Genomic DNA, 21,700 nt, shown 5'->3' on the forward strand with positions numbered 1-21,700 from the left:
GTCGGTCGTGGCAGGGCGTGACGAACATTGAAGAAGAGTAAAAACGCCGGCCACGCAGGTGGGTTCCACTGTTCGCTGATATCGAGTGTAGTCATTCATGTCTACTGGGTAAACTGATAACTTTTTGCAAGTAAGCCGGGAACTTTCCTAGTTTTGCGTGCGCCATCTTGCGGTTTTTCTGCGGTTGCGCGACAGGGGGGCTAGACCATGGTCCAATGGCCCGCGCCAGAGCCTTTGCGCGATCATTTCAGATGATGGCCGACTCATGTTCGGACCTGCCGCAGTGCCGTGGCCAACCCGTGCCACAGGTTGTTAACTCGTCTTCATTCTGGATGTTTGCTTGCATGTTTTCCCCTTTCCCCCTCGCCCCCGGGCGCCGTGTAACCGGCCTGGTTCTATTGTGTGCCGGTGTCAACGCCCAGGCTGCCGGGTTTCTTGAAGACGGCAGTGCCAAGATCGAAGCACGCAATGTCTATTTCAACCGGGACTTCCGGGACGGTTACAGCAGTTCCAGCCAGGGCGCATCCAAGCGCGAAGAGTGGGCCCAAGGCTTCATCCTCAATGTGCAATCGGGTTATACGCAAGGCCCGGTAGGTGTTGGTGTGGATGCGCTGGGCATGTTCGGCTTCAAACTGGATTCCAGCCCGGCCGACAGTAACAGTGGATTGCTGCCCTCGTCTGGCCACGACCCCCGGCACTCGGCCGACCAGTATGCGAAGATGGGCCTGGCGGCCAAGGTCAAGGTCTCCAATACCGTGCTCAAGTACGGCTCAATGATGCCTGATGTGCCGTTGCTCAAGTACAACGATGGCCGTCTGCTGCCGACCCTGTTCCAGGGTGCCATGCTCACCTCTGAAGAACTGCACGACCTTAAGTTCACCCTGGCTCGCCTGGACAACTACACCGCTCGGGATTCCACCGACCGCCAGGACATCCGCGTGCACTGCAAGAACAAGCGTTATGCCTGCGATACCGAAGCCGACCACTTCGACCTGGCCGGTGTCGACTACCGTTTCAACGAGCGTTTCAGCGCCCAGTACCAAGTGGCCAAACTGGAGAATATCTACCGTCAGCACTTTCTCGGCCTGGTGGCCAGTCAGCCGCTGCCGGTGGGCAGCCTGTCGGCTGACATGCGCCTGATCAAGAGTGATGACATCGGCAATGCCCGTGCCGGTGAAATCGACCATCGCGCCTTCAGCGGCATGCTTGGCTACAGCCTCGGTGGCCACAAGCTCAGCGCCGGCTGGCAGCGCATGTATGGCAACAGCGCCATGCCGTACCTGGATGGTAGCAACCCATACCTGGTCAACTACGCCCAGGTCAATGATTTCGCCGCTGCACAGGAGCGCTCCTGGCAAGTGCGCTATGACTACGACTTCAAGGCGCTGGGTGTACCCGGCCTGACCTTCTTCACCCGTTATATCAACGGCGACAATATCAAGGTGCCGGGCAGCCGTGCCGAAGGCAAGGAGTGGGAACGCGACACCGAGTTCAAATACCAGGTGCAAAGTGGCTCTTTCAAGGATGTCAGCGTACGCCTGCGTAATTCCACTTACCGCAGCAACTATGAACAGTGGGCGCGTGACATGGATGAGACGCGGGTCATTGTCAGCTACAACTTCTCGATCTTCTAAGCGGCTGCTTTGCCAAATACCGGTAGCCGCCTGACAATGGTGGCGGGTTCCCGCAAAGGGCAGGGCAATGAAAGACCTGTTGTTGATCGGCATCGGCGCGGGTGACCCGCGCCAGGTCACCTATGAAGCAGTCGATGCGCTGCGATGCGCTAGCGTGTTCTTCGTGCTTGACAAGGGCGACGACAAAGATGAACTGGTACGCCTGCGCATGGCCATTCTGCAGCGCTACCGCCCCGAAGGTGGCTATCGCCTGGTGCCGGTGGTCGACCCGTTGCGCGATGTGCAGGCGGATGACTACCTGGGCGCGGTGCAGCACTGGCACCGGCAGCGTGCTGCGCTGTATGCGCGCCTGATCGAGGAGGAAATTGGCGACGGGGAAACAGGTGCCTTCCTGCTGTGGGGCGAGCCGACCCTGTACGACAGCACCCTGCGCATTCTCGACCTGGTCCGCGAACAGGGCGTGACGTTGCGCTTGCAGGTCATCCCTGGCATCAGCAGTGTGCAGGCGCTGGCGGCGCGGCACCAGGTGCCGCTCAACCGGATCGGCGAGCCCCTGACCGTGCTGCCGGGGCGACGCCTGGCCGGGCAGGGGCCTATCGACAATGTGGTGGTGATGCTCGACGGGCAGTGCGCCTTTGCCGGGCTCGATGACCCGGCGTTGACCATCTACTGGGGCGCTTACCTGGGGACCGAGGATGAAGTGCTGATCGCCGGGCCGTTGCAGGCGATGAAGGCACGGATACTGGAAGTGCGCGAGCGGGAGCGGGCGCGCAAAGGGTGGATCATGGATACCTATCTGCTGCGCAGAGAGCTGTGAGGTGGGTTGCCTGTGTCGGCCTCTTCGCGGGCAAGCGAAACAGGCAACGCCGTGCTCAAGGGTTACCCACAATGCCCACCACCGTGTCCCGCAACTGGTCGATGCTGAATGGCTTGCCGATCAGGTGCATGCCCTCCGGCACATTGAAACTGTCGGCGTAGCCGCTGGCGAACAGCACCGGTAATAGCGGCCGCAGTTCGCGCGCTTTTCCCGCCAGCTCCTCACCTCGCATGTCCGGCAGCCCCACATCGGTCATCATCAGTGCAAGCGCCTGGCCGGGGTCTTCAAGTACACGCAGGGCGGCTGTGGCGTCTTCTGCCTCGATGACCTTGTAGCCCAGGTCGTCGAGCACTTCGACTATCAGCATACGTACGATGTCGTCGTCTTCGACTACCAGAAGGTGCATGGTTCAAATCCTGTACAAATGAGTGTCTTTAATCTGTGCACCGCGCGGCATCAGAAGTTCCCGAGGATACCGCTCCCTGCAAATAGATGGAACGATTGCCGAAAGCAACCTTCAAATACTGGCTAAATGCCCTGCCAGACCTGTCAAAGCTGGTTAGACTCGCTTATCAGGACAGCGCAGTGGCAGATAACAATAACGACTGATCGGCCACTCTTTTCAATGGACTTTTCTAGCTCGGGCGTTTTCTCATGATTCAAGCAGCCTCGATGGACCAGCGAAGCTTTCGCAAGCTGTTGAGCCGTAACATCGGCCTTCCCCTGGGGGTTGGCCTGCTGGGGGCCGTGGCCTTCGTCGCGGTGATCAACTACCTGCTTTCGGCCATGCAGTGGGTCGAGCACACCGACCGGGTGATCGGCAATGCCAACGAAACGGTCAAGCTGTCAATCGACATGGAAACGGGCATGCGCGGCTTCCTGATCACGGGCGACGAGCGCTTCCTTGACCCTTACGAGGTGGCCAAGCCACGCATTCTCGGCAGCCTGCAAAGCCTGCGCAGCATGGTCGAGGACAACCCGCAGCAGGTTGACCGTATTGACCGGCTGATGGCCTTGCAGCGGGCCTGGAACGACTTCGGTAACGAGATGATCAGCCTGCGCCGCAGCCAGGGCGATTACCAGGCCTCGATCGGCAATGGCCGGGGCAAGCGCATCACCGATGAAATCCGCAAGGAGTTCGATGACCTGATCATTACCGAACAACAACTGCGCATGGCCCGTAACGAAAAAGTCAGTGCCGTCACTGTGACGGCGATTTCGGCTTTCGTGCTGTTCATTGTCGGCCTCAGTGCATTGCTGGCCTACCTGGGCCGTCGTGACCTGCTGGCACTTTCGGCCAACTACGCTGAAAACCTGCAAGCCCAGCAACGCTCGGCGCAGCGCCTGGAGCACCAGGCCTGGTTGCGCACCGGCCAGACCCAGCTGGCGCAGCAGGTGCTCGGGCAACTGACCTTGCCCATGCTTGGCGAGAACATCCTGCGCTTCTTTGCCTCTTATCTGGGCAGCGTGGTGGGCGCCGTGTACGTTCGCGACGAGCATGGCCGGCTGGTGCGCGTGGCCTGTTATGGCCTGAGTACCGAAGAGCAGGCCCGTGAGCAGATCGAGTCGGATCACCATGGCCTGTTGGCCCAGGCGGTCCGCGAAGGCCGCTTGCTGCGCCTGGAGGAACTGCCCGAAGATTTCTATCGCTTCAGTTCCGGCCTGGGCAGTGGCTTGCCGCGCAGTGCATTGCTGATGCCGGCGACCGAAGACGGGCAGATCAACGGGGTGATCGAGCTGGGTTTCCTGCGCCCCTTGCAAGAACGGGATGAAGAGCTGCTGGAGCGGGTCGGCGGCAACCTGGGCATGTCGATCGAGAGCGCCCGTTATCGCCAGCGCCTGCAGGAAGTGCTGGCCGAAACCCAGCAACTCAATGAAGAGCTGCAGGTGCAGCAGGAAGAACTCAAGACTGCCAACGAAGAGCTCGAAGAGCAGTCACGGGTGCTCAAGGAGTCTCAAGCCCATCTGGAAACCCAACAGGCCGAACTTGAGCAGACCAACGAGCAGTTGTCGGAACGCACCGATGCGCTGGACCGCAAGAACGATGAGCTGAGCCAGGCGCAGCTGGAGCTGCAGGCCCGTGCCGACGACCTGCAGCGATCGAGCAAGTACAAGTCCGAATTCCTCGCCAACATGTCCCATGAGCTGCGCACGCCGCTCAACAGCTCGCTGATCCTGGCCAAGTTGTTGGCTGAGAACGGTGAAGGCAACCTCAGTGAGGAGCAGGTCAAGTTCGCCGAATCCATCTACTCGGCCGGTAACGATCTGCTCAACCTTATCAACGACATTCTCGATATCGCCAAAGTCGAGGCCGGCAAGCTCGAAGTACGGCCCGAGACCACCCAGGTCGAGCGCCTGGTCGAAGGCTTGCGCGGCATGTTCCAGCCGCTTGCCGGTCACAAGGGGCTGGCCTTCGAGGTCAAGGTCGAGCCGCAGGTACCGGTCACGCTGTTCACCGACCGTCAGCGCCTGGAGCAGATCCTCAAGAACCTGCTGTCCAACGCCATCAAGTTCACCGAGCGTGGTCAGGTCAGCATGAACGTCAGCTTCCAGGCTGGCAGCGGTATCGTGTTTGCAGTCCGTGACACCGGCATCGGCATTGCGGCCGATCAGCAGCAGGCGATCTTCGGCGCCTTCCACCAGGTCGATGGCACCAGCAATCGCCGCTATGGTGGTACTGGCCTGGGGCTGTCGATCTCCCGTGACCTGGCGCATTTACTCGGTGGTCAGATCAATGTCGACAGCAGCCCTGGGCAAGGCAGCGTGTTCAGCCTGATTCTGCCGGAGCGCTACGCCGCCGAGGCCGAAGACGTCGAGCCGCAAAGTCTGCGCCCGGCCGTCGATGCGTTGCCGCCCGCACCGCAGGCGCCGTTGGCCGCCGCTGTCATGCGCCCGGCGCCGGCCTTTGCCGACGACCGCGAGCGGGCCCCTTTCGATACCCGATGCATTCTGGTGATCGAAGACGAGCCCAACTTTGCCCGCATCCTCTTCGACCTGGCCCATGAGCTGGGCTATAGCTGCCTGGTGGCCCATGGCGCCGACGAAGGCTTCGAGCTGGCGGCCCAGTACATTCCGGACGCGATCCTGCTGGACATGCGCCTGCCCGACCACTCGGGCCTCACCGTCCTGCAGCGCCTCAAGGAGCAGGCCAGCACCCGCCATATCCCGGTGCACATCATTTCGGTGGAAGACCGTGTCGAGGCGGCCATGCACATGGGGGCGGTGGGGTATGCGGTCAAGCCCACCAGCCGCGAGGAGCTCAAGGAGGTGTTCGCTCGCCTGGAAGCCAAGCTTACGCAAAAGCTCAAGCACATCCTGCTGGTGGAAGACGACGACCTGCAGCGCGAGAGCATCGCCCGGCTGATCGGCGACGACGATGTCGAGATCACGGCCGTGGCCATGGCCCAGGATGCCCTGGCACTGTTGCGCCAGAACATCTACGACTGCATGATCATCGACCTCAAGCTGCCAGACATGCTCGGCAACGAGCTGCTCAAGCGCATGACCGCCGAGGATATCCGCGCCTTCCCGCCGGTGATCGTGTATACCGGCCGCAACCTCACCCGCGAGGAAGAAGCCGATCTGCTCAAGTATTCACGCTCGATCATCATCAAGGGCGCACGTTCGCCGGAGCGCCTGCTCGACGAAGTGACGCTGTTCCTGCACAAGGTCGAATCGCAGCTGTCCAACGAGCGTCAGCGCATGCTCAAGACCGCGCGCAGCCGCGACAAGGTGTTCGAGGGCCGCAAGGTGCTGCTGGTGGATGACGATGTGCGTAATATCTTCGCCCTGACCAGTGCCCTGGAGCACAAGGGCGCCATTGTCGAAATCGGCCGCAACGGGCGCGAAGCCATCGAGCGCCTGGAGCAGCACGACGACATCGACCTGGTGCTGATGGACGTGATGATGCCGGAGATGGACGGCTTCGAGGCCACACGGCTGATCCGCCAGCAACCGCGCTGGCGCAAACTGCCGATCATCGCCGTGACCGCCAAGGCCATGAAGGATGACCAGCAGCGTTGCCTGCAAGCCGGTGCCAATGATTACCTGGCCAAGCCGATCGACCTGGACCGCCTGTTCTCGTTGATCCGTGTCTGGCTGCCGCAACTGGAGCGAATTTGACTAGCGAACGCAACACCGACATCGAGATCCGACTGCTGATCGAGGCGATCTACCTCAAGTACAGCTACGATTTCCGCAATTATTCCGGCGCTTCGATCAAGCGTCGGATCCTCCACGCGCTGCGTCAGTTCGATTGCCTGACGGTGTCGGCGTTGCAGGAGCGCGTCCTGCACGACCCGGGCATGTTCATGCAACTGCTGCAGTACCTGACGATCCCGGTCAGCGAGATGTTCCGTGACCCTGACCACTTCCTTGCCGTGCGCAACGAAGTGGTGCCGCTGCTGCGCACCTGGCCGTCGATCAAAGTCTGGATCGCGGGCTGCAGCACGGGGGAAGAGGTGTATTCCATGGCCATCCTGTTGCGTGAGGAAGGGCTGCTTGAGCGCACCATCATCTACGCCACCGACATCAACCCGCATTCGCTGGACAGGGCCAAGCAGGGCATCTACTCGATGCAGAGCATGCGCGAATACGAGGAAAACTACCGCCTGGCCGGTGGCCGCCGAGACTTCGCCGAGTACTACACCGCCGCCTATGGCAACGCCATCATGGACAGCAGCCTGCGCGACAATGTCACCTTCGCCGACCACAGCCTGGCCACCGACAGCGTGTTCTCCGAGACCCAGTTGGTGTCGTGCCGCAATGTGCTGATCTACTTCAACAAGGACCTGCAGGATCGGGCGCTGGGCCTGTTCCATGAGTCGCTCTGCCACCGTGGTTTCCTGGTGCTGGGTAGCAAGGAGTCGGTGGACTTTTCGGCCTACAGCGATCGTTTCGAGCCGCTGGTCAAGCCCCAACGGATCTTCCGTAAATCATGAGCGGTGTACGTGCAGTGGTGATCGGCGCCTCCGCCGGTGGCGTGGCGGCATTGTTCCAGGTGCTCGGCGCGCTGCCGTCGGCGTTCGCCATACCGGTGCTCTGCGTGCTGCACCTGCCGGACGACCGCCACAGCCAACTGGCTGGCGTGCTGCAGCGGCGGCTGCATCGGCCGGTATGCGAGGCACGTGACAAAGAGAAGATCAGCAGCGGGCAGATCTATGTGGCGGGGCCGGGTTACCACTTGTCGGTGGAGCGCGACCTGACGCTGTCGCTGAGCCAGGAAGAACCGGTGCATTTCTCGCGCCCGGCGATCGATTTCCTGTTCATCTCGGCGGCCGATGCCTATGGCGACAGCCTGCTGGGTGTGCTGCTTACCGGCGCCAACGAAGACGGCGCCAGGGGCCTTGCCTACATCAAGAACAATGGGGGGCGCACGATTGTCCAGGACCCTCGTGACGCACAGGTTGCCCTGATGCCGGAGGCCGCCCTGGCCCTGCACCAGCCCGACCATATTCTTACTCTGAGCGGTATCGGGCAGTTGCTCGCGACCCTGGAATACAGCGCATGCTAAGCCACACCATCGCCAAACTGCTGATTGTCGACGACTTGCCGGAAAACCTGCTGGCGCTCGATGCCCTGATCCAGGGCGAGGACCGCGAGGTGCACCAGGCACAGTCTGCCGAGGCTGCCTTGTCGTTGCTGCTCGAGCACGAGTTCGCACTGGCCATTCTCGATGTGCAGATGCCGGGCATGAACGGTTTTGAACTGGCCGAGCTGATGCGCGGTACCGACAAGACCAAGCACATTCCGATCGTCTTCGTCAGCGCGGCGGGTCGCGAGATGAATTATGCCTTCAAGGGCTACGAGAGCGGGGCCGTGGACTTTCTGCACAAGCCGCTCGACACCCTGGCGGTGAAAAGCAAGGTCTCGGTGTTCGTCGACCTGTTCCGCCAGCGCAAGGTGCTTGACCGGCAGCTGGAAGCCCTGGAGCAGAGCCGCCAGGAACAGGAGCTTCTGCTCAGCCAGCTGCAAGTGGCACGGTGTGAGCTGGAGCACGCCGTGCGCATGCGTGACGACTTCATGTCGATCGTCTCCCACGAGGTGCGTACGCCGCTCAATGGCCTGATCCTGGAAACCCAGTTGCGCAAGATGCACCTGGCACGGGGCAACCTGGACGCCTTCAGTGTCGACAAGCTGCAGGCCATGGTCGAGCGCGACGAACGGCAGATCAACAGCCTGATCCGCTTGGTCGAGGACATGCTCGATGTTTCGCGCATCCGTACCGGTAAACTGTCGCTGCGGCCCAAACTGTTTGACCTGGGCCAACTGGTGCGTGGGCTGGTGGAAAACTTCACGGCGCAGGCCATGGCCCTGGAAACACACATCGAATTGCAGCGTTGCGAAGCGCTGAAGGGGGAGTGGGACGAATTCCGGATTGAACAAGTAGTGGCCAACCTGTTGTCCAATGCAATGCGTTACGGCGAGCGCAAACCGGTGCAGGTACGGGTGTTCGAGCAGGGCGGCATGGCCTGGGTGCAGGTGCAGGACCACGGCATCGGTATCAGCGCCGTCAACCAGCAGCGGATCTTTCAGCAGTTCGAGCGGGTCGCTGCCCAGCAGGCCAGCGGAGGGTTGGGCCTGGGGTTGTACATCTCCGAGCAGATCGTCCAGGCACACGGTGGCCGGATACAGGTTGAAAGCGAGGAGGGCAAGGGTGCCACATTCACCCTGCAATTGCCGATGGCAATATTCAAAGAACAAAACGACCAGGCGCGGGCAACCTCTGTGTAAGCCTGGGGTCTGATGGCCAACTGTAAGTATTTCAAGGCGTTAACATGAGTGAAGATGCACAAGATGTGGTTCTGGTCGTCGAGGATGAACCGGCGATTCGCATGATTTTGCGCGATTACCTGGCGGGTGAGGGGTACCACGTCCTGGTGGCTGAGGATGGCGAGCAGGCGTTTGCCATCCTGGCCAGCAAACCGCACCTGGACCTGATGGTGACAGACTTCCGTTTGCCGGGGGGGATCTCGGGGGTGGATATTGCCGAGCCCGCGGTGAAATTGCGGCCCGACCTGAAGGTGATTTTCATCAGCGGCTACCCGGCGGAGATTCTCGAATCTGGCAGCCCGATCACCCGTAAGGCCCCTATCCTGGCCAAGCCGTTTGACCTGGATACCTTGCACGAGCAGATCCAGTCGCTGTTGCGCTGAGGCATCCGGCCTTTTCGCGGGGCAAACCCGCGAGGAGGCCGTTGCAGGCTATCGCAGCGTCCGCTCAATCCCGCCGACCAGCAAGTTTTCCATCAGCTCCAACCCTTGCGCTTCAGGCAGAGCTTTGAGCAACCCCGGCAGCTGGTTGAGAAACGTCGCCAGTACATGCGCTGTAGCGTCCAACGCTTGCCCCGGCAGTTTCGCTTGTGGTGCGATCAAGCGCAGCAAACCCGCCTCATAGCGCGTGCGCAACGATGCCAGGTGCGCCTGTTGCGCCTCACTCAAACAACACAGATCCCGCTCGGCCAGCCGAAACTGCAGCGGCCGTTCGGCATGCAGCTGCCAGTGCGCAGCAATCAGGCAGCTCAATGCCGATGTCCCCCGGGCCATGGCCCGGCGGGCCTGGTCCAGTGTGGCCTGCAGCTCTTCGTACAACTCTTCGATCAAGTCGTACAGCAGGTCCTGCTTGCTGGGAAAGTGATGGTACAGTGAGCCGGCGGTCAGCCCCACATGGGCTGCCAGCTCGCGCATGCTGACCTGGCCAAAGCCCTTCTCGGCAAACAATGCCATGGCCTGGTCACGTCGCTCCTCAAAGTTGGCACAGCGCATTGCGGCATTGACCGGGGGCATGGTGCTTGGTCCTCAGTAGGTGAAGAAACCGCGACCGCTCTTGCGCCCCAGCCAGCCGGCCGCGACCATTTCCTTGAGCAGCGGAGCAGGGCGGTACTTGCTGTCGTTGAAGCCTTCATGGAAGGCCTCCATGATCGCCAGCAGGGTGTCCAGGCCGATCAGGTCGGCCAAGGCCAGCGGGCCGATCGGCTGGTTGCAGCCCAGGCGCATGCCGGTGTCGATGTCCTCGGCACTGGCCAGGCCTTCCTGGCGCACGAAGATCGCCTCGTTGATCATTGGCACCAGAATGCGGTTGACCACGAAGCCCGGGCGGTTGCCGGCGGTGATCGGGGTCTTGCCGACTTTTTCGGTCACCACCAGCGCTTTGGCGTAGGTATGGTCGCTTGTCTGCAGGCCACGAATGATCTCCACCAGCGCCATCATCGGCACCGGGTTGAAGAAGTGCACACCAATGAAGCGCTCGGGGTGCTCGATGCTGGCGGCCAGTTGGGTCACCGACAGCGACGAGGTGTTGGTGGCGATCAGGCAGTCGGCGGCAACGTTGGCTGCCACCTGCTGCAGGATGCGCTGCTTGAGCTGCAGGTTCTCGGTCGCCGCTTCGATCACCAGGTGTGCAGCGCTGAGCTGGGTGTAGTCGGTGCTGGTGCGAATGCGTGCTTTGGCGGCTGCGGCCTTATCGGCGTCGAGGGTGCCTTTGCTGACCTGGCGCTCGAGGTTCTTGCTCAAGGTGGCCACGCCGCGCTCGAGCGCTGCGTCGGAAACATCCACCAGCAGCACCTGGTAGCCGGCAATGGCGCACACCTGGGCAATGCCGTTGCCCATGGTGCCCGCGCCGATCACGGCGATCTGTTCAATGCTCATGTGTCAGTCTCCCTCAGACGCGCTCGAACACGACAGCGATGCCTTGGCCGCCGCCGATACACATGGTGGCCAGCGCGTAGCGGCCCTGGATGCGCTGCAGTTCATGGATGGCCTTGGTGGCAATGATCGCGCCTGTGGCACCCACCGGGTGGCCCAGGGAAATGCCCGAACCGTTGGGGTTGACCTTTTCCGGGTCGAAGCCCAGCTCGCGGGCTACGGCGCAGGCCTGGGCGGCGAAGGCCTCGTTGGACTCGATCACATCCAGGTCTTGTAGGTTCAGGCCGGTTTTTTCCAGCACTTTGCGGGTGGCCGGAATCGGCCCCAGGCCCATCAGCTCGGGCTCCACCCCGGCGTGGGCATAGCCCACCAGGCGTGCCAACGGTTTCAGGCCCAGGCGGCGCACTGCGTCACCGGTGGCCAACACCAGGCCGGCGGCGCCATCGTTGATACCGCTGGCGTTGCCGGCGGTGACGGTGCCGTCTTTCTTGAATACTGGCTTCATACCGGCCAGTTGTTCGGCGGTCACATCAGCACGCACATGCTCGTCGACACTGAACTGCACGCTGCCTTTGCGGGTTTTCAGCTCCAGCGCAACGATCTGGCTGGCGAAGCGGCCCTCGGCAATGGCTCGCGCGGCGCGGCGCTGGCTGGTCAAGGCCAGTTCGTCCTGCATTTCGCGGGTAATGCCGTGCTTGGCCGAAACGTTCTCGGCGGTGATGCCCATGTGGAAGTGCTGGAGCGGGTCCTGCAGCACGCCGACGGTATAGTCGATGCCTTGCAGGTCACCCATGCGTGCACCCCAGCGCGCCTGTGGCAGCAGGTAAGGGCCACGGCTCATGGATTCGGCGCCGGCCGCGACGGCCACATCGGTGTCGCCCAGCAACAGGCCCTGGGCCGCAGAGACAATAGCCTGCAGGCCAGACCCGCACAGGCGGTTGACGTTGAATGCTGGCGTTTCCTTGGGGATGCCAGCGTTCATTGCCGCAACCCGTGCCAGGTAGGCGTCACGCGGTTCGGTGGGGATTACCGTGCCCATCACCAGGTGGCCGACTTGCTCGGCGGCCAGCCCCGAACGCTCGATGGCGGCGCGGGTCACGGCGCTGGCCAGGTCGGCCAGTGGCAGGTCCTTGAGGGAACCGCCGAAGCCACCAATGGCTGAACGGACGGCACTGACGACGTAGATTTCTGCGCTGCTCATGAGGGCTCCGATTGCGAAGGCGTGGCGGGACCGGGCCAGGCTCTGCGAGAATGGTGGGCGGCCCCGAAGTGGGATCGAGTCTAGGCAAAGGCTCTGTTGCCGCCTATGCCGGATCTGTTCAAACAACCTGGCACTTTTTGCCACTCAGCATAGACAGCGAAAACCGCCATGCGCGAAAGCGATTCAGTCGCCGTGTACTTCCTCAACGCCATGCTCCACGCCCTGCGCGACACGCCCGCCGAGCGTGATGCCCAGCTGCGTGCGGTGGGCATTGCCCCGCAGCTGCTCGATCAGCCTCAGGCGCGGGTGCCGGCCAAGGCGTTCGCCCAGCTGTGGCTGGCGTTGATCCAGCGCCTGGACGATGAGTTCTTTGGCCTCGACAGCCACGGCATGCCGCTGGGCAGTTTTGCCCTGATCTGCCGGGGTTTGATCCTCGAGCCGAACCTGGAAAAGGCCTTGCGCCAGTGCATGGGGGGCTTCGGCCTGTTCCTGCGTGACCTGCGTGGCAGCCTGACGGTACGTGGCGGGCGGGCGCTGATCAGCGTGCAGTCGAACATTGCCGACCCTTTGACCCGGGTCTATGCCGAGGAAACCTACCTGGTGCTGATGATCGGCATGCTGTGCTGGCTGGCCGGGCGGCGGATTGCCATCGACCGCACGGAGCTCGCGGTGTCGCGCCCGGCCCAGGAGGACGACTTGCTGCTGTGGGGGCCGGACCTGCGCCTGGGCAGCGGACGCACCGAGGTGGAGTTCGACAGCGCTTACCTGCGCCTGCCGGTGGTGCAGGACCGGGCGGCCTTGCAGACCTTCCTGCGCAGTGCGCCACAGGGCCTGGTGATCCGCTTTCGCAATCAGAACGGGCTGGTGGCTGAGGTGTATCGGCACCTGCGGGCATTGCGCTATGGACAGTGGCCGACATTGGCCGCGCTGGCGCAGCAGCAGGGGGTCAGTGCCAGTACCTTTCGCCGGCAGTTGGAGCGGGAGGGGCGTTCGTACCAGCAGATCAAGGATGAAGTGCGCCGGGCCATGGCCTTCGAGCGGCTGCGCGAAGGCGCGTTGAGCATTGCCGAAATTGCCGAGCAGGCGGGGTTTCAGGAGCCGAGTGCCTTCCACCGGGCGTTCAAGAAGTGGACCGGGCAGAGCCCAGGGAGCTACCGGGCGCGGCTGGCCGGCCTGCGTTCTACCTGTGGGAGCGGGCATGCCCGCGAAGAAACCAATGCGGTGGATGGCACCGGCTCTGCCGGTGTTCGCGGGTAAACCCGCTCCTACAGGGCACGCACAGAATTGTAGGAGCGGGCTTGCCCGCGAATAGGCCTGCACAGGCCACCCGAAAGGATCAGGCCGGCACCATGGCAAAGCCGACGCCGAACCGGTTCCAGGCATTGATGGTGGCAATCGCCAAGGTCAGGTTGGCCACCTCGGCCGGCTCGAAGTGTTCCTGCAGGGCTTCATATTGCCCCTGCGGCGCACCCTGTTCTGGCAAGCGGGTCAGGCTCTCGACCCAGGCCAGCGCAGCGCGTTCACGCGGCGTGAAGTAGCTGGTTTCCTGCCACACGCACAAGGTCTGCAGGCGTGCTTCGGTCTCACCGGCCTTGCGCGCATCGTTGGCATGCAGGTTGACGCAGTAGGCGCAGCCGTTGATCTGCGAAGCGCGCAGGCGTATCAGCTCCAGCAGCGAGTGTTCAAGGCCGCTGTTAGCCAGCGTCTGCTCCAGGCCGACCATGGCTTTGTAGGCTTGCGGCGCGTGTTTGGCCCATTCGATACGGTTGTGCATGTCAGTCTCCAGGCGTGTGGGGTGGATATGGCGCTACTGTAGCGCCGCTCATTGGCCACCCCGATAGCCAATTTTGCGCATAAGCGGGAGGCCAATCGTCCATTCAGGTGGCCACTGACCTGCATCCAATCTCTTCATTTCTGCCAAGCCAGCCGAGCCGGGATAATGGCCAGTTCCTGCTACAAGAGAACCGAATCACAATGAGCGCTGTACTGAACCTGTTGCTGGTGATCCTGCTGGCGTTGAACCTGCGGCCGATCCTGACCAGTATCGGCCCGTTACTCGAACCCATGCGCGCCAGCACCGGCCTGGGTTACCAGCAGGCTGCCTTGCTGACGGCGCTACCGGTGCTGTGCATGGGCGTGGTGCCCCTGTTGCAACCGTGGCTGCGACGCTGGGTCAGCGAGCACGGCGGCATGCTTGGGGGCCTGACCGCGATTGCCTTGGCCTGCCTGTGGCGCCTGCAACTGGACAGTGCCTGGGCGCTGATCGCCAGTGCGCTGGTCGCCGGCCTGGGCGTGGCGGTGGTGCAGGGGATGATGCCGGGGCTGGTCAACCGCTGGTTCCCTGGCCGTCTGGCCGGGGCGATGGGGCTGTACTCGGCGGCACTGATGAGCGGCGGCGGCTTGGCGGCAGTACTCGGTCCACACATCAGCGGCCATTTCGGTTACTGGCAGGCGGGCCTGGGCGTTTGGGCGATCCCGGCCGTGCTGGCGGTGCTGGCCTGGGCCGTGCTGCGGCCGAGGCAGGAGGCGCCAAAGCTGTCTGGGGCCGCAGGCGGGCACTGGTTCGGCACCCGCCGGGCGTGGTTGCTGGCCCTGTACTTCGGCCTGATCAACGGCGGCTACACCAGCATGGTGGCCTGGTTGCCGGCTTACCACATCGAGCACGGCGGCACCGCTCAGGGCGGTGCCGACCTGGTGGGCCTGATGACCGTCTTTCAGGTGCTCGGTGCGCTTGGCTTGCCGCTGCTGCTGCGACGTTGGGCCGACAGACGCCCGGGTTTGTGGCTGGCGCTGGCGATCCAGCTGGCGGGCTTCCTGGGGCTTTTGCTGGTACCTGCGGCGGCTTCCGGGCTATGGGTCGCCATGATCGGCTTTGGCTTGGGTGCCTGCTTCAGCCAGTGCCTGACGTTGACCCTGGAACACCTGAAAACGCCTGCCGAGGCCGGCAGCCTGGCGGCGTTCGTACAGGGTATCGGCTTTATCATCACCGGCATCGTGCCGTATATCACGGGTTGGCTGCGGGATTTCAGTGGCGACTTCCAGGCTTCGTGGACGCTGTTGACCGTGACCGTGATGGCAATGCTGCTGGTGACCGCGTGCTTCAACCCGCGCGGCTATGCGGCGGCTATCGCCCGGCCGGCCGCAACAGGCAAGGCCGCACCGGTCAACTGAGGCGTTGCAGGGTATCGCGTACCCGGTCCAGCGCCGGGTCGATGTCCAGCAGTTCGATGGCGCCGAAGCCCATCAATAGCCCCGGGCGGACCGGCGCCTCGCTGAAGAAGGGGGCCAGTGAATACAGGCCGACCTCTACCTTGCGCGCGAGGTTGGCCAACAGTTCCACATCCACTGCGGGCGTAGCCAAGGCACTGAGGTGGAAGCCTGCGCTGGCGGGGATGGCGCTGAACCACGGTGCCAGATCGCCGCCAAGGCGCGCCAGGATGCGCTCGCGGCGTGCACTGTAGACCTCGTGGCAGCGGCGGATGTGCTTGTTCAGGTGGCCTTCGCCAAGGAAGCGCGCCAGCGCCCACTGCAGCAGGGTAGGGCTGTGCCAATCGCTAAGGTGCTTGGCCACGCAAGCGGCCTGCAGTACGGCAGGCGGTAATACGGCATAGCCCAGGCGCAGCTCGGGCAGCAAAGTCTTGGAGAAGGTCCCGACATAGGCGACCAGCCCATGCCGGTCCAGACGCTGCAGCGCGTCCGAGGCTGGCCCGTGGTAGCGGAACTCACAGTCGTAGTCGTCTTCGATGATCAGTGCACCCAGCTCGGCGGCGCGCGCAAGCAGGGCATACCGGCGTGGCTCGCTCATCGGCATGCCCAGCGGGAACTGGTGCGAGGGGGTGACGTAGATCAGCCGGGTGCCGTCGGCGATCTGTTCCACGCACAGGCCCTCATCGTCCACCGGCACCGATTGCAGGCGTGCCCCCAGGGCCAGGAACAATTGCCGTGCCGGCGGGTAGCCAGGATCTTCCATGGCCACCTGGCAGCCCGGTTCGACCAGCACCCGGGCGATCAGGTCCAGCGCCTGCTGGGCGCCGTTGCACACCAGCAGATCGGCTGCGCTGCAGTGCACCCCGCGCGAGTAGGCGATGTGGTGGGCAATGGCTTCGCGCAGTTCCGGCAAGCCCTGGGCCGGGAATTGGCGCTCGGGGTGGCGCTGGCTGCGGCGCAGTGCGTAGTTCAGGCAACTGCGCCACTGGTCGAAGGGGAACTGTGCCTTGCTCGAAGCACCACCGACGAAGTCATAGCGCGATGGCGCCTGCACCTGGCGTTGGCTGAGCACGGTGGCGCGCTGCTGCCAGCGCTCGAGGGAGGCGGCGCCGGCCAGGGGTATGGTGGCTGATTCGTTACTGCGCAGCGGATGGCGCGGGGTGACGAACGTGCCACGGCCGACCACGCCGCTGAGCAGGTTATCGTAGGTCAGCCGCGAATAGGCCTCGGCCACTGTCTTGCGCGATACGCCCAGTTGTTCAGCCAGCAGACGGGTGGGCGGCAGTTGGGTGCCGGCGGCCAGGTGGCCGCTGTCGATACCGTCGCGCAGTTGCTGGTAAAGCTGGTCGGCCAGGCCTTTGCGGCCCTCCAGGCGAATGTGCAGTTCCATGGGCGGGTCCGGAGCGGAGGATTGCTCAGGATAGCGGATCGGCTGCGACTCAGGTGCTTGTCACAGGCTACGATGATGCCAAGCCAACCGCTCAGAGCCGGGCGGTGCTGACAGTGATATAGCCTTTTTCTGCCAGGGCAATGCGTATCACGGTTTCATCCTCCGGCGCGTTGCGGTTGCGCTTGATGCGCACGCCTTCAACCGCCGACGCCTTCATATGCTCTGAAATGGCCCGCCCGTTCGCGTCGAAGAACACCTCGCTGGCCAGCAACTCGATGCGTTCGATCAATTGCCGGGAATGTTCATCGGTGGCGCAGAAGAACATGACCCCCGACAAGTGCGGGTCATTGTCGGGGTTGGTCATGTCATGGGCCAGCATTTCGCGCAGGCTGCTGCGCAGTTCGGCGATGGGGCGGGCGTACGGGTGCATGCGGAGCCTCCTCTGGATCGCGACCTTGCGTCCTCCAGTGCCGATCATGTTTTCTGTGGGCAGAGGCAGCAAGTAGGGCGCTTCTGAGGGCGGCGTAGGAAACGTCTTAAGATGCTGGGCGGTGGTCGAACCCCAGGGTCTACAAGGCAGCAGCCCCCGCCTTGGCCACCTGGGCATCCTGTTCGGATTTGACACCGGATACACCAATGGCGCCCACCACCTGGCCTTCCACCCGCAGCGGCACGCCACCTTCAAGGCTGGTCAGCAGGGGCGCGGTCACGAAGGCCGTGCGGCCGCCATTGACCATCTCTTCATAATCCCGCGTCTCTTTGCGCCCCAGTGCGGCGGTGCGGGCCTTTTCCATCGCGATGTAGGCACTGGCCGGTGCGCAGCCGTCCAGGCGTTCCAGGGCCAGCGGGTGGCCGCCGTCGTCGACCACGGCGATGGTCACGCTCCATTGTCGGGCCTGGGCTTCCTGGCGGGCGGCGGTCAGTACGCGGGCGATTTCGGTCTGGCCGATAACGAATTTGCTAAGCATGGGCGGGCTCCGGGTTCAAGGCGGCTTCGACGATTTCGATCCAGTGGCGCACGGGTGTGCGTCCAGCCCCATCGAGGTGGGCCTGGCAGCCTATGTTGGCCGTGGCAATGACGTGCGGTTTACCGCTTTCCAGCGCGTTCAGACGGTTGTCGCGAAGTTGCAGTGACAGTTCAGGTTGGGTCAGCGAATAGGTACCTGCCGAGCCGCAGCACAGGTGGCCATCGGGCACCGAGGTCAGGGTAAAGCCAAGCCGTGTCAGCAGCGCCTCTACCGCGCCGCCCAGCTTCAGTGCGTGCTGCAGGGTGCATGGGCAGTGGAAGGCCAGGCGCTGTTCGGCGCACAGGGCTAATTGTTCGATCGGCTCATCGCGCAGGATTTCCACCAGATCGCGGGAAAGTGCACTGACCCGTGCCGCCTTGGCAGCGTAATAGGGGTCTTTCTCCAGCAGATGGCCATAGTCGCGGACAAACGCGCCGCAGCCGCTGGCGGTCTGCACGATCGCCTCGGCACCCGCTTCGATGGCGGGCCACCAGGCGTCGATATTGCGCCGTGCCCGCTGCAGGCCTTGCTCCTGAGCATTCAGGTGATAGTCCACCGCGCCACAGCATCCGGCCTGCAGGATGGGTTGCACACTGATGCCCAGGCGGTCGAGCAGCCGCGCAGCCGCGGCATTGGTATTGGGTGACAGGGCTGGCTGCACGCAACCTTCCAGCATCAGTACCCGGCGCGCATGGCGCACTGCCGGACGCTGGCCGGGTGTGGTCACCTGCGCCGGCAACTTGCGTTTGAGTGAGGCCGGTAGCAGCGGGCGCAGCGCCTGGCCGCTGCGGGTCAGGGCCTTGAACAGTGCCGGGCGCGGCACCACCGCACGCAGGCCCAGGCGCAACAGGCGCTGGCCGAGTGGGCGTGGCACCTGCTGCTCGACCACTGCGCGGCCGATGTCCAGCAGGTCGTGGTACTTCACCCCCGATGGGCAGGTGGTTTCGCAGTTGCGGCAGGTCAGGCAGCGGTCCAGGTGCAATTGGGTGCTGGCGGTGACCGGCTCGCCTTCGAGCATCTGCTTGATCAGGTAGATGCGCCCGCGCGGGCCGTCCAGTTCGTCGCCCAGCAACTGGTAAGTGGGGCAGGTGGCGGTGCAGAAGCCGCAATGTACGCAGGTGCGCAGGATGCGCTCGGCTTCGTCGGCGCGGGCCAGGCGGCGCGAGGTTTCGCTAAGGTTGGTTTGCATGGGCTGGCCTCACAGGTCCGGGTACAGGCGACCAGGGTTGAACACCCCCTGGGGATCGAGCTGCTGCTTGAGGGCGCGGTGATAGCGCATCAGTGCAACCGGCAGCGGCGGGCTGCTGGCTGCACCGGGGGCGTAGCAGGTGGCGTGGCCGCCCACCCTGGCGACCTGGTCGCGAATGGCCTGCGCCGGTGCGCAGGTCTTGAGCCAGCGCTGGGCACCCCCCCAGTCGATCAGTTGCTGGCCGGGCAGGTCCAGCTCGCCGGTGACGGTGGGTACGGACAGGCGCCACAGGGGGGCGGCGTCGGCAAAGAACGCCAGGCGCTGCTCGCGCAGGTCGCGCCAGAAGCGGTTATCGAGCGTTTCGCCCCCCAGCCGCTGGCGTGCCGACTGCACCGACCCTTCGCCGCCTTCCAGGCGCAGGTACAGCGTTTCGCCGTCATGGCAGGCGGCGCTGATCGGGAGCGGTTGCTGGCCCCATTCGGCCAGCTCGGCCAGCGCTTCATTGCGGCCCATCGGCAGGCGCAGGCTCAGGCACAGGCGCGACCGTGGCAGCACTTTCAGCGAAACCTCGGTCAGCAGCCCCAGGCATCCGAAGCTGCCTGCCATCAGGCGTGACACATCGTAGCCGGCGACGTTCTTCATCACCTCGCCACCAAAGCGCAGCAGCTTGCCGTGGCCGGTGATCACCCGTGTACCCAGTACAAAGTCGCGCACCGACCCGGCCCACGGCCGTCGCGGGCCAGACAACCCGGCCGCGACCATGCCGCCCAAGGTGGCCTCGGGGCCCAGGTGAGGTGGTTCGCAGGGCAGCATCTGGCCGGCCTCGTGCAGGGCGGCCTCGATCTCGCGCAGGGGGGTACCGGCGCGGGCCGTGAGTACCAGCTCGGTGGGGTCGTAGCTGACAATGCCGCGGTGGGTGCGGGTGTCGAGCACTTCGCCGGCCACCGGGTTGCCGAGCATCGCTTTGCTGTTGCTGCCCTGGATACGCAGCGGCGTACCTTCGTTCAGCGCCTGGTTGACCTGCTCCAACAGCGTCTGGCTCATGTCGCGGTCCATGCTCATCAGAAGCGCTCCAGCTCGGGGAAGGGCAGTTGCCCCTGGTGCACGTGCAGGGCGCCGAATTCGGCGCAGCGGTGCAGGGTGGGAATGTTCTTGCCGGGGTTGAGCAGGCCCTGGGGGTCGAAGGCGGCCTTCACCGCGTGGAACAGGGTAATTTCGTCGCTGTTGAACTGCGCGCACATCTGGTTGATCTTCTCGCGCCCTACGCCGTGTTCACCGGTGATGCTGCCGCCCACCTTCACACACAGTTCCAGAATCTTGCCGCCGATCGCTTCGGCACGCGCCAGCTCGCCGGGCAGGTTGGCATCGAACAGGATCAAAGGGTGCATGTTGCCGTCGCCGGCATGGAACACATTGGCGACCCGCAGGCCGTACTCCGCGGACAGGTCGCTGATGCCCTTGAGCACCCGTGGCAACTCGCGGCGCGGGATGGTGCCGTCCATGCAGTAGTAGTCCGGGGAGATGCGCCCCACGGCCGGGAAGGCGTTCTTGCGCCCGGCCCAGAAGCGAACACGCTCGGCTTCGTCGCAGGCCAGGCGCACCTCGCGGGCCCCGGCTTGGGTCAGCACGGCGGCGACGCGCTCGCAGTCATCGTGAACATCGGCTTCCACGCCATCCAGTTCGCACAGCAGGATCGCCGCCGCGTCCACCGGGTAGCCGGCATGGATGAAGTCTTCAGCGGCGCGGATCGCCAGGTTGTCCATCATCTCCAGGCCGCCGGGAATGATGCCGGCAGCGATGATGTCGGCGACTGCCCGGCCAGCGTCCTCGACGCTGTCGAAACTGGCCAGTATCACCCGCGCCACCTGGGGCTTGGGCAGCAGCTTGACGGTGACTTCGGTGACGATACCGAGCATGCCTTCGGAGCCGGTGAACAATGCCAGCAGGTCGAAGCCGGGGCTGTCCAAGGCATCGCTGCCGAGGCTCAGGCGTTCGCCCTCGACCGTAAGGATGTCCACCTTGAGCACATTGTGTACGGTCAGGCCGTACTTGAGGCAGTGCACGCCACCGGCGTTTTCGGCGACGTTGCCACCGATCGAGCAGGCAATTTGCGAGGAAGGGTCGGGTGCGTAGTACATACCATGGGGTGCGGCGGCCTGGGAGATGGCCAGGTTGCGTACACCCGGTTGCACGCGGGCGTAACGCCCCTGCGGATTGACCTCGAGGATACGGTTGAAGCGTGCCATCACCAGCAGGATGCCCTTGGCCAGCGGCAGGGCACCGCCAGACAGGCCGGTACCGGCGCCACGCGCAACCACCGGTACGCCGCGCTGGTGGCAAAGCTTCAACAGCGTCTGCACCTGCTCCAGGCGCTCGGGCAGCGCCACCAGCAATGGCACGGTGCGGTAGGCCGACAGGCCGTCGCATTCGTACGGTTTGAGGTCTTCATCGCGGTGCAGGATTTCAAGATCCGGCAGGGCATCGCGCAGCGCCTGCAACAGGGCGGCCAGGTCCACGTTGGGCAGCGCGCCATCGACGCGTTCGTCGTACAGGATATTCATTGGCTCACTCGCAACGGTTTTTGTTGTTGTTGGCGAAGCGGTCACCGATGCA

General features: G+C 63.8%; 20 protein-coding genes. 9 read left to right on the forward strand and 11 right to left on the reverse strand.

Annotated elements, in window-relative coordinates; translation table 11 throughout:
- The first annotated feature begins 344 nt into the window (after window positions 1-344).
- Entirely contained in the window at window positions 345-1,634 is a 1,290-nt protein-coding gene (locus ACF8Q6_RS26270; protein ID WP_017148255.1) for an OprD family porin, read from the forward strand.
- Window positions 1,635-1,701: 67 nt separating this feature from the next.
- Complete coding sequence (gene cobF, locus ACF8Q6_RS26275; RefSeq protein ID WP_392492443.1) at window positions 1,702-2,451, forward strand: precorrin-6A synthase (deacetylating); 750 nt, start codon at window positions 1,702-1,704, stop codon at window positions 2,449-2,451.
- A gap of 55 nt (window positions 2,452-2,506) precedes the next feature.
- Here the strand turns inward: cobF and ACF8Q6_RS26280 are convergent, their stop codons facing one another.
- Window positions 2,507-2,857 (reverse strand): response regulator, encoded by a 351-nt coding sequence (locus tag ACF8Q6_RS26280; RefSeq protein ID WP_392492444.1) that lies wholly within the window; start codon window positions 2,855-2,857, stop codon window positions 2,507-2,509.
- Between the two features lie 248 nt (window positions 2,858-3,105).
- On the opposite strand from ACF8Q6_RS26280, the gene ACF8Q6_RS26285 reads away from it, so the two are divergent.
- From ACF8Q6_RS26285 to ACF8Q6_RS26305, 5 genes are read left to right on the forward strand one after another with little or no spacing between them, the layout of a single operon-like run.
- Entirely contained in the window at window positions 3,106-6,573 is a 3,468-nt protein-coding gene (locus ACF8Q6_RS26285; protein WP_221100469.1) for a response regulator, read from the forward strand.
- Window positions 6,570-7,391, forward strand: a complete 822-nt coding sequence (locus ACF8Q6_RS26290; protein ID WP_010954591.1) for a protein-glutamate O-methyltransferase CheR — start codon at window positions 6,570-6,572, stop codon at window positions 7,389-7,391. Before ACF8Q6_RS26285 ends, ACF8Q6_RS26290 begins: the two co-directional genes overlap by 4 nt.
- Entirely contained in the window at window positions 7,388-7,963 is a 576-nt protein-coding gene (locus ACF8Q6_RS26295; protein ID WP_392492446.1) for a chemotaxis protein CheB, read from the forward strand. Before ACF8Q6_RS26290 ends, ACF8Q6_RS26295 begins: the two co-directional genes overlap by 4 nt.
- The gene (locus tag ACF8Q6_RS26300; protein WP_392499734.1) at window positions 7,957-9,183 is read left to right on the forward strand and encodes an ATP-binding protein; all 1,227 of its coding nucleotides are present in this window, start codon (window positions 7,957-7,959) and stop codon (window positions 9,181-9,183) included. Before ACF8Q6_RS26295 ends, ACF8Q6_RS26300 begins: the two co-directional genes overlap by 7 nt.
- A 44-nt stretch (window positions 9,184-9,227) precedes the next feature.
- Window positions 9,228-9,605, forward strand: a complete 378-nt coding sequence (locus ACF8Q6_RS26305; RefSeq protein ID WP_003256176.1) for a response regulator — start codon at window positions 9,228-9,230, stop codon at window positions 9,603-9,605.
- Between the two features lie 48 nt (window positions 9,606-9,653).
- Here the strand turns inward: ACF8Q6_RS26305 and ACF8Q6_RS26310 are convergent, their stop codons facing one another.
- Genes ACF8Q6_RS26310 through ACF8Q6_RS26320 form a run of 3 tightly spaced genes read right to left on the reverse strand, consistent with a single transcriptional unit; the run spans window position 9,654 to window position 12,294 of the window.
- Window positions 9,654-10,235, reverse strand: a complete 582-nt coding sequence (locus tag ACF8Q6_RS26310) for a TetR/AcrR family transcriptional regulator (protein ID WP_392494500.1) — start codon at window positions 10,233-10,235, stop codon at window positions 9,654-9,656.
- Window positions 10,236-10,247: 12 nt separating this feature from the next.
- Window positions 10,248-11,096 carry a 3-hydroxybutyryl-CoA dehydrogenase gene (locus ACF8Q6_RS26315; RefSeq protein WP_221100472.1) on the reverse strand — a complete coding sequence of 283 codons (849 nt, stop codon included), beginning with the start codon at window positions 11,094-11,096 and terminating at the stop codon, window positions 10,248-10,250.
- A gap of 13 nt (window positions 11,097-11,109) precedes the next feature.
- Window positions 11,110-12,294 carry an acetyl-CoA C-acyltransferase family protein gene (locus ACF8Q6_RS26320; RefSeq protein ID WP_392494499.1) on the reverse strand — a complete coding sequence of 395 codons (1,185 nt, stop codon included), beginning with the start codon at window positions 12,292-12,294 and terminating at the stop codon, window positions 11,110-11,112.
- A 168-nt stretch (window positions 12,295-12,462) separates the two neighbouring features.
- Between ACF8Q6_RS26320 and ACF8Q6_RS26325 the strand changes: the two genes are divergently transcribed.
- The gene (locus ACF8Q6_RS26325; protein WP_004576025.1) at window positions 12,463-13,551 is read left to right on the forward strand and encodes an AraC family transcriptional regulator; all 1,089 of its coding nucleotides are present in this window, start codon (window positions 12,463-12,465) and stop codon (window positions 13,549-13,551) included.
- Between the two features lie 79 nt (window positions 13,552-13,630).
- On the opposite strand, the gene ACF8Q6_RS26330 is transcribed toward ACF8Q6_RS26325, so the two are convergent.
- Window positions 13,631-14,068 (reverse strand): carboxymuconolactone decarboxylase family protein, encoded by a 438-nt coding sequence (locus ACF8Q6_RS26330; protein ID WP_392493105.1) that lies wholly within the window; start codon window positions 14,066-14,068, stop codon window positions 13,631-13,633.
- A 200-nt stretch (window positions 14,069-14,268) separates the two neighbouring features.
- Between ACF8Q6_RS26330 and ACF8Q6_RS26335 the strand changes: the two genes are divergently transcribed.
- Entirely contained in the window at window positions 14,269-15,465 is a 1,197-nt protein-coding gene (locus ACF8Q6_RS26335; protein WP_392493104.1) for a CynX/NimT family MFS transporter, read from the forward strand.
- Here the strand turns inward: ACF8Q6_RS26335 and ACF8Q6_RS26340 are convergent.
- The 6 genes from ACF8Q6_RS26340 to glcD all read right to left on the reverse strand — a co-directional run bounded on the left by ACF8Q6_RS26340 (window position 15,458) and on the right by glcD (window position 21,648).
- Entirely contained in the window at window positions 15,458-16,891 is a 1,434-nt protein-coding gene (locus ACF8Q6_RS26340; RefSeq protein WP_392493103.1) for a PLP-dependent aminotransferase family protein, read from the reverse strand. The two genes, ACF8Q6_RS26335 and ACF8Q6_RS26340, sit on opposite strands and share 8 nt — an antisense overlap.
- A 91-nt stretch (window positions 16,892-16,982) precedes the next feature.
- Window positions 16,983-17,321, reverse strand: a complete 339-nt coding sequence (locus ACF8Q6_RS26345; protein ID WP_004576022.1) for a hypothetical protein — start codon at window positions 17,319-17,321, stop codon at window positions 16,983-16,985.
- Between the two features lie 139 nt (window positions 17,322-17,460).
- Window positions 17,461-17,859, reverse strand: a complete 399-nt coding sequence (locus ACF8Q6_RS26350; RefSeq protein WP_020192880.1) for a heme-binding protein — start codon at window positions 17,857-17,859, stop codon at window positions 17,461-17,463.
- On the reverse strand, window positions 17,852-19,087 hold the full coding sequence (gene glcF / locus ACF8Q6_RS26355) for a glycolate oxidase subunit GlcF (protein WP_392499739.1): 1,236 nt from the start codon (window positions 19,085-19,087) through the stop codon (window positions 17,852-17,854). The genes ACF8Q6_RS26350 and glcF overlap by 8 nt, the downstream gene beginning before the upstream one ends.
- 9 nt (window positions 19,088-19,096) lie before the next feature.
- Window positions 19,097-20,149 carry a glycolate oxidase subunit GlcE gene (gene glcE / locus ACF8Q6_RS26360; protein ID WP_392490111.1) on the reverse strand — a complete coding sequence of 351 codons (1,053 nt, stop codon included), beginning with the start codon at window positions 20,147-20,149 and terminating at the stop codon, window positions 19,097-19,099.
- Window positions 20,149-21,648 (reverse strand): glycolate oxidase subunit GlcD, encoded by a 1,500-nt coding sequence (glcD, locus tag ACF8Q6_RS26365; protein WP_017148258.1) that lies wholly within the window; start codon window positions 21,646-21,648, stop codon window positions 20,149-20,151. The genes glcE and glcD overlap by 1 nt, the downstream gene beginning before the upstream one ends.
- Window positions 21,649-21,700 lie beyond the last annotated feature (52 nt).

The sequence above is a fragment of the Pseudomonas sp. GLN_2 genome, assembly GCF_043106005.1.
Classification (GTDB): Bacteria; Pseudomonadota; Gammaproteobacteria; order Pseudomonadales; family Pseudomonadaceae; genus Aquipseudomonas; species Aquipseudomonas alloputida.

Bases quoted from the DNA above. Each gene is read 5' to 3' on its own strand.
- ACF8Q6_RS26320 (WP_392494499.1), bottom strand. From the start codon at position 12,294: ATGAGCAGCGCAGAAATCTACGTCGTCAGTGCCGTCCGTTCAGCCATT.
- ACF8Q6_RS26305 (WP_003256176.1), top strand. From the start codon at position 9,228: ATGAGTGAAGATGCACAAGATGTGGTTCTGGTCGTCGAGGATGAACCG.
- ACF8Q6_RS26270 (WP_017148255.1), top strand. From the start codon at position 345: ATGTTTTCCCCTTTCCCCCTCGCCCCCGGGCGCCGTGTAACCGGCCTG.
- ACF8Q6_RS26345 (WP_004576022.1), bottom strand. From the start codon at position 17,321: ATGCACCCGTACGCCCGCCCCATCGCCGAACTGCGCAGCAGCCTGCGC.
- glcE (WP_392490111.1), bottom strand. From the start codon at position 20,149: ATGAGCATGGACCGCGACATGAGCCAGACGCTGTTGGAGCAGGTCAAC.
- ACF8Q6_RS26325 (WP_004576025.1), top strand. From the start codon at position 12,463: ATGCGCGAAAGCGATTCAGTCGCCGTGTACTTCCTCAACGCCATGCTC.
- ACF8Q6_RS26300 (WP_392499734.1), top strand. From the start codon at position 7,957: ATGCTAAGCCACACCATCGCCAAACTGCTGATTGTCGACGACTTGCCG.
- ACF8Q6_RS26335 (WP_392493104.1), top strand. From the start codon at position 14,269: ATGAGCGCTGTACTGAACCTGTTGCTGGTGATCCTGCTGGCGTTGAAC.
- ACF8Q6_RS26280 (WP_392492444.1), bottom strand. From the start codon at position 2,857: ATGCACCTTCTGGTAGTCGAAGACGACGACATCGTACGTATGCTGATA.
- glcD (WP_017148258.1), bottom strand. From the start codon at position 21,648: ATGAATATCCTGTACGACGAACGCGTCGATGGCGCGCTGCCCAACGTG.
- ACF8Q6_RS26330 (WP_392493105.1), bottom strand. From the start codon at position 14,068: ATGCACAACCGTATCGAATGGGCCAAACACGCGCCGCAAGCCTACAAA.
- ACF8Q6_RS26315 (WP_221100472.1), bottom strand. From the start codon at position 11,096: ATGAGCATTGAACAGATCGCCGTGATCGGCGCGGGCACCATGGGCAAC.
- ACF8Q6_RS26295 (WP_392492446.1), top strand. From the start codon at position 7,388: ATGAGCGGTGTACGTGCAGTGGTGATCGGCGCCTCCGCCGGTGGCGTG.
- ACF8Q6_RS26350 (WP_020192880.1), bottom strand. From the start codon at position 17,859: ATGCTTAGCAAATTCGTTATCGGCCAGACCGAAATCGCCCGCGTACTG.
- ACF8Q6_RS26340 (WP_392493103.1), bottom strand. From the start codon at position 16,891: ATGGAACTGCACATTCGCCTGGAGGGCCGCAAAGGCCTGGCCGACCAG.
- glcF (WP_392499739.1), bottom strand. From the start codon at position 19,087: ATGCAAACCAACCTTAGCGAAACCTCGCGCCGCCTGGCCCGCGCCGAC.
- cobF (WP_392492443.1), top strand. From the start codon at position 1,702: ATGAAAGACCTGTTGTTGATCGGCATCGGCGCGGGTGACCCGCGCCAG.
- ACF8Q6_RS26285 (WP_221100469.1), top strand. From the start codon at position 3,106: ATGATTCAAGCAGCCTCGATGGACCAGCGAAGCTTTCGCAAGCTGTTG.
- ACF8Q6_RS26310 (WP_392494500.1), bottom strand. From the start codon at position 10,235: ATGCCCCCGGTCAATGCCGCAATGCGCTGTGCCAACTTTGAGGAGCGA.